We start from the raw sequence: 6,000 nt of genomic DNA, 5'->3' as shown, positions 1-6,000 counted from the left end.
GTGTTGTGGCAAGGATGGTTTAAACTACAAACCATCCTTGAGGGTTATGACCTCGCTAAGTCTCTTGAAGCCGACTTGTGATCAAGAGACAGGCTAAATCAGCTCCCTTTTTTACACTTAAATTTGGTAATTTACTCTTGCTGAAACTGATACACTGAACCCAGATCAAGAATTTGGGTTAGCTCATCCAGTGCTGTGCGGGATTCCTGTAGCAGCTGTGGATCGGCCAGATCGGCCTCGGAAATCTCATCACGATAATGCTTATCTACCCACTGATTTAACCGAGTAAACAATGTAGCGTTCATTAGCACATTCGGGTTTACGGCTTGCTTTTCCTGCTCGCTCATCGCTACGCGCAGGCGTAAGCAGGCCGGGCCGCCGCCGTTACGCATGCTTTGCTTAACATCATAGTAGTGGATCTGTTTTATTGGTGTATTGCGCTCTGTAAGTGCTGCCAGATAGGCCGACACGGCAGGGTTATCCTGGCATTCAGTTGGCGCAATAATAACCATTTCACCGCCGGGTAATGTCACCACCTGAGTATTAAACAAGTAAGTTTTAATCGCTTCGGCTACAGAAACCTCGCTATCTTTAACTTCTATCAGGTGCAGCTCTGTGTCATGGCCAAACTTACGCTGTAACTCGGTTAGCTTTTGCTGGCTGTCGATAAAAGCTTGCTGGTGATAAAACAGCACATTCTGGTTACCCACAGCGATAACATCATTATGAAATACTCCCTGATCAATCACATCGGGGTTTTGTTGCATATACACTACATGCTCTGCACTTAAACCGTGTAACCGGGCTACGGCTTCGCATGCTTCCAGTGTATGGCGGGCCGGAAAGCGCTTGGGTGCTGGCTTACTGCTATCGAACGCATAACGGCCAAATACAAAGAGTTCAACTCCCCGCTTGCCATAAGCGCTGCAAAGTCTGGTATGATTCGCTGCGCCTTCATCACCAAAGTGATCATTGTCCGGTAAATGTGTATGATGCGCAAAATGTTGAGGGTTACGGAACATTGCCTGCAAAATCTTGCCTGTAGTAACGGGCTCAAGTGAGCGGTGAAATTTATTGGTAAGATTAGCAGGGGTAAAATGTACCTTGCCATCAGCAGTATCAGCAGAAGGCGATATAGTGGCGGCATTGGCTGTCCACATGCTTGAAGCCGAACAAACGGCTTTAAACACAGCAGGGGCTTGTTTGGCAGCTTTTTCAATTACCTGGGCATCTGTGCCGGTAAAACCAAGACGGCGCAGGGTGTATACATCGGGCCGCTCTTGTGGTGCCAGCACACCTTGTACTAAACCCAGGTCGTGCAGGGCCTTCATTTTGCTTAAGCCCTGTTTTGCCGCCTGACGCGGGCTGGAGCTGTTTTTAGCGTTAGATAGTGAGGCAACGTTGCCGATAGATAAACCGGCATAGTTGTGGGTTGGTCCTACCAGCCCATCGAAGTTTGCTTCAAAGTATTTCATTTTTGCTTTATATCCTTGTTTGGAAAGGGCACTGTTTTTATTATTTTTGCGGCCGCTTGAGGATGCTTCATTTGGATTGGCGAAGGTTTCGCCAGGCAGCTCTGAAAATGAGCTGGTTTGCATAATAATGAGTTTATTCACTTGTCACAACTGCGGTTTACGGATATACGTTAAAAAAGCAGCATAGTTGGCATGCACAAAATGTTAGGGATCTCGGGATTAAGATGGCGAAATCACTGGTTATAGTCGAATCACCGGCAAAAGCGAAAACAATTAACAAATACCTCGGTAATGACTTTGTCGTAAAGTCCAGCGTAGGTCATATTCGTGATTTACCCACCAGCAGCAGTAAAGAAAAATCTGCGGCCAGTAAAGCGCTGAGCAAAGAAGAAAAAGAATACCAGGCACTGGTTGACCGTATGGGGATCGACCCTGCGCATGGCTGGAAAGCCCGCTATGAAATTTTGCCCGGCAAAGAAAAGGTAGTGAAAGAGCTAAAGGCGCTGGCAGAAAAAGCAGACACTGTTTATCTGGCAACGGACTTAGACCGTGAAGGAGAAGCTATTGCCTGGCATTTGCAGCAAATAATCGGTGGCGAAGAACAGAAGTTTAAGCGGGTAGTGTTTAACGAAATTACCAAAAATGCCATTCAGAATGCCTTTAAAGAACCCGGAGAAGTGAATACAGACCGGGTAAACGCGCAGCAGGCCCGCCGCTTTTTAGATCGCGTTGTGGGTTTTATGGTGTCGCCTTTGCTATGGAAAAAAGTTGCCAGGGGGTTATCAGCTGGCCGTGTGCAGTCGGTTGCTGTGCGCCTGGTGGTAGAGCGCGAACGTGAAATTAAAGCTTTTGTACCAGAAGAATACTGGACCATAGCTGCCGATACGCAAACGGCAGCTAAGCAGGCATTACAGCTGGATGTTGTTAAACAGAAGGGCAAAGCTTTTAAGCCGGTAAATAAAGCTCAGGCTGATGCAGCGTTGGCGCTGTTAAATAAAGCCAGTTATACCGTGCAGGAGCGTGAAGATAAGCCCAGCAACAGTAAGCCGCAGGCGCCTTTTATTACCTCAACTCTGCAACAGGCTGCCAGCACGCGGCTGGGTTATGGCGTAAAGAAAACCATGATGCTGGCGCAGCGCTTATATGAAGCGGGCCACATTACTTATATGCGTACTGACTCTACCAATTTAAGTGCTGATGCGGTGGCCGCTTGTCGCGATTATATTGCCGGAAAATTTGGCAAAAAGTATCTGCCGGAGCAACCGTTAAGTTATGGCAGTAAAGCCAATGCACAGGAAGCGCACGAAGCTATACGGCCGTCTGACGTTAACGTGCTGGCTTCCAGCCTGGCGGATATGGAGGCTGACGCCCGCAAATTATACGAGCTGATCTGGCGTCAGTTTGTGGCTTGCCAGATGCCGCCAGCGCTTTATGACGTAAGCAATATTATTGTTCAGGCCGGTGATTTTGAGCTTAAAGCCAAAGGCCGGGTGTTACGTTTTGACGGCTGGACTAAAGTACAACCGGCAGTGAAGCGTAAAGATGAAGAAGACAACGTATTACCTGATGTTAAACCCGGCGAAGCCCTCAGCCTTGAACAGCTGACAAGTGCTCAGCACTTTACCAAGCCTGCCGCCCGCTTTAGCGAAGCAAGCTTAGTAAAAGAGCTGGAAAAACGGGGTATTGGCCGACCTTCTACTTATGCTGCCATTATTTCAACTATTCAGGAGCGCGGCTACGTACGCGTTGAAAACAAGCGTTTTTATGCTGAAAAAATGGGTGAAATTGTTACTGATCGTCTGGTTGAGAACTTTAACGACCTGATGAATTATGATTTTACCGCCAATATGGAGCTAAAGCTTGATGATATCGCCAATGGCCAGGCGCAGTGGCGCAAAGAGCTTGATAGCTTCTATGGTGATTTTTATCAAAAACTGAAAACAGCTGAAAACGACCCGGAGCAGGGTGGCATGCGCGTTAATCAGTTTGTGCTTACCGATATCGCCTGCCCAACCTGTGGCAGACCTATGGGCATTCGAACTGCTTCTACCGGGGTATTTTTAGGTTGTTCAGGTTACAACCTGCCGCCAAAAGAGCGTTGCACTACTACGATGAACCTGGTGTCCGGTGACGTGGCAGTTAATGTCAGCGACGAAGATGAAATGGAAACCGAAGCGCTACGGCAGAAAAAACGCTGTGCTAAATGCGGTACTGCTATGGATAGTTATCTGATTGACGAGCAACGTAAATTGCATGTTTGTGGTAATAACCCAGCCTGTGATGGTTATCAGGTTGAGCAGGGTAGTTTTAAAATTAAAGGCTATGATGGCCCGCTGATCGAGTGCGATAAGTGTGGCAGCGACATGCAGCTGAAATCAGGCCGTTTTGGCAAGTATTTTGGCTGCACTAACAGTGACTGTAAAAACACCCGCAAGTTGCTGCGAAATGGCGAAGCGGCACCACCAAAAGAAGATCCGGTGCACTTACCCGAGCTGAAATGCGAAAAGTCAGATGCTTACTTTGTACTGCGTGATGGTGCAGCCGGTTTGTTTATGGCGGCATCTACGTTTCCTAAGTCACGTGAAACCCGGGCGCCGTTGGTGGCAGAACTAGCCAAATACCGCTCTCAGCTATCACCAAAGTTTTATTACCTGGCCGATGCGCCGGTAAAAGACCCGGATGGCAACCCGGCGATAGTGCGCTGGAGCCGTAAAACCAAGCAGCAGTATGTGATGTCAGAAAAAGACGGCAAAGCTACCGGTTGGTCTGCCTGGTATGAAAATGGCAAATGGGTGGTGGCCAAATAAGTGGCCAGCTACTAAATTACGGCATTCCAACCGTAAAAAAACAGGCCGCATTTGCGGCCTGTTTCATATAACGTTTATAACATTACCATTTGCGTTTAGGTGCAAATAGCTCGTCTAAATCTTTGTTTTCTTTTTCTTCTTTTTTCTCACGATCCCGCACATTACCCTCTTTTAACTGAGTGGCAATGTCTTCCAGTGCTTGCATGACTTCAGATTTACGGGTGCTGGTGTAGTCGTCCTGATGCGGGGTATTGGTCAATGCTGTTAAGGCTTTTTCAAAATATTGCCGTGCAGAACCAAGCATATTATTGGTGCGGGCCTGATTACCGCGCTTAATCTGGCTTTCAACGTTAATTCGCAGCTGCAGTACTTCCAGTCGCCGATCTTCCTGGATCACCATCTGGGTATCAATATTCCCCCTGGCATGTTCACCACGCAGCACTGTACGCAGACGCTTTATACCTTTAATCATACTGATCAGTTGTTGATCGTTGTCTGGCAGCGTCACGGATTCGGCAGAAGTACTGCTGCTGTCAGTATTGTTGTTATTTAACTGACCTTCAGTTTCCTGCAGGCGTTGCTTAAGATCGCGCGCGCCGGGTTCAAGTTCTACCATAGCCCGCAGTGTAAAAGCGATGCGTTTTAACAGCATTTGGCTGATAGCTGGTGATAACGGCACATTAGCTGAATTTACTAACAATTCTTCACTGTCTTCCAGTACAGCACGTAATTTGCTGTACTCTGCCCGTTTTAACGTTGCCAGCCGTTCCTTATGTTGCTGAATAGCACTGACAATAACGGCAATAATTACCAGTGCAATTATCAGTGTAATGATCAAGGTTACCAGCATTCCAACCTCATTATGGACAGGTTCTACAGTTCATATTAATCACAAAACAACTGAAATAACAGCTATCTGTATGACTCAGGGTAAAGTAACCCGGAATACACCACCGTGATAGACACCGCCGTTGAACAATTCAATGGCGCCATACTGGCCTTTATTGCTATGAGCTTTGGCAATAAGCTTAGCAAAAAATATTCCAAGCCCGGTGTGGTTATTGGTTAAATCGGGCGTATTCATATCAAGAGTGTCGGTGTTTAGCATAAACTCAGGAAAGCCCGGGCCATCATCATGCACTTCTATCTGTAATCTGTTTGCCAGTTGTCCGAACCTGAGCAATATGTGTTTATTGCCATAGCGCAATGCATTGGCAACGGCATCGTTTAGCAGGTTTGACATCAGGTCGTAGTCAAAAAACCAGTGCAGATCATCTGCTTGTTCTACCTGAATAGAAAAGCCACGCTGTTCGGTATAAAACTGATTTTTCAGTAAAATTTCTTCAACAAGATCAGCAATGTAGTGCTGATCAATTTGTACCGGTAACTGATGGCGCTCCAGCCTGTACAGCGACAGCAACTGCAACAGGTTGGAATTTAGCCGGTTTGCTTCATAGTTCAGCCTGGCCAGTTCATCTTTTGCCGGTTCTGACAATTGCTGACTTTCCTGTTGAATAAACTCTGTAGACTGTATCAGCATGCAAAGCGAATTCTTCATATCATGCACGGTAGAGGCCAATACAGAAGCAAAGTCTATGGCCTGAACATCTGGTGTCATGTAACCTCCGATAAGGGCGCTGGCAATACGCCTGTATAACCTGTTTTTAGCTACCATTAGTTATAGCAACTACATAAATAAAAATTAGTTGGAATATCCT

General features: G+C 46.8%; 4 protein-coding genes. 1 reads left to right on the top strand and 3 read right to left on the bottom strand.

The window, feature by feature from the left end; genetic code table 11:
* Positions 1-131 precede the first annotated feature (131 nt).
* On the bottom strand, positions 132-1,475 hold the full coding sequence (astB, locus tag M2404_RS17895; RefSeq protein WP_259241112.1) for an N-succinylarginine dihydrolase: 1,344 nt from the start codon (positions 1,473-1,475) through the stop codon (positions 132-134).
* 224 nt (positions 1,476-1,699) lie between these two features.
* On the opposite strand from astB, the gene topA reads away from it, so the two are divergent.
* Positions 1,700-4,282, top strand: a complete 2,583-nt coding sequence (topA, locus tag M2404_RS17890; RefSeq protein ID WP_259241110.1) for a type I DNA topoisomerase — start codon at positions 1,700-1,702, stop codon at positions 4,280-4,282.
* A gap of 82 nt (positions 4,283-4,364) precedes the next feature.
* On the opposite strand, the gene M2404_RS17885 is transcribed toward topA, so the two are convergent.
* Both M2404_RS17885 and M2404_RS17880 read right to left on the bottom strand, forming a co-directional pair.
* Positions 4,365-5,132 (bottom strand): hypothetical protein, encoded by a 768-nt coding sequence (locus M2404_RS17885; protein ID WP_259241108.1) that lies wholly within the window; start codon positions 5,130-5,132, stop codon positions 4,365-4,367.
* Positions 5,133-5,207: 75 nt separating this feature from the next.
* Entirely contained in the window at positions 5,208-5,900 is a 693-nt protein-coding gene (locus tag M2404_RS17880) for a sensor histidine kinase (protein ID WP_259241107.1), read from the bottom strand.
* Positions 5,901-6,000 lie beyond the last annotated feature (100 nt).

This window comes from Rheinheimera pacifica (assembly GCF_024809855.1).
GTDB classification, from domain to species: Bacteria; Pseudomonadota; Gammaproteobacteria; order Enterobacterales; family Alteromonadaceae; genus Alishewanella; species Alishewanella pacifica_A.
Note: the sequence above shows the minus strand (reverse complement) of the source record. Positions and strands in the feature narration are given on the sequence as shown.

Excerpts from the sequence above, each read along its gene's own strand:
- M2404_RS17885 (WP_259241108.1), bottom strand. The coding sequence starts at position 5,132 with ATGCTGGTAACCTTGATCATTACACTGATAATTGCACTGGTAATTATT.
- astB (WP_259241112.1), bottom strand. The coding sequence starts at position 1,475 with ATGAAATACTTTGAAGCAAACTTCGATGGGCTGGTAGGACCAACCCAC.
- topA (WP_259241110.1), top strand. The coding sequence starts at position 1,700 with ATGGCGAAATCACTGGTTATAGTCGAATCACCGGCAAAAGCGAAAACA.
- M2404_RS17880 (WP_259241107.1), bottom strand. The coding sequence starts at position 5,900 with ATGACACCAGATGTTCAGGCCATAGACTTTGCTTCTGTATTGGCCTCT.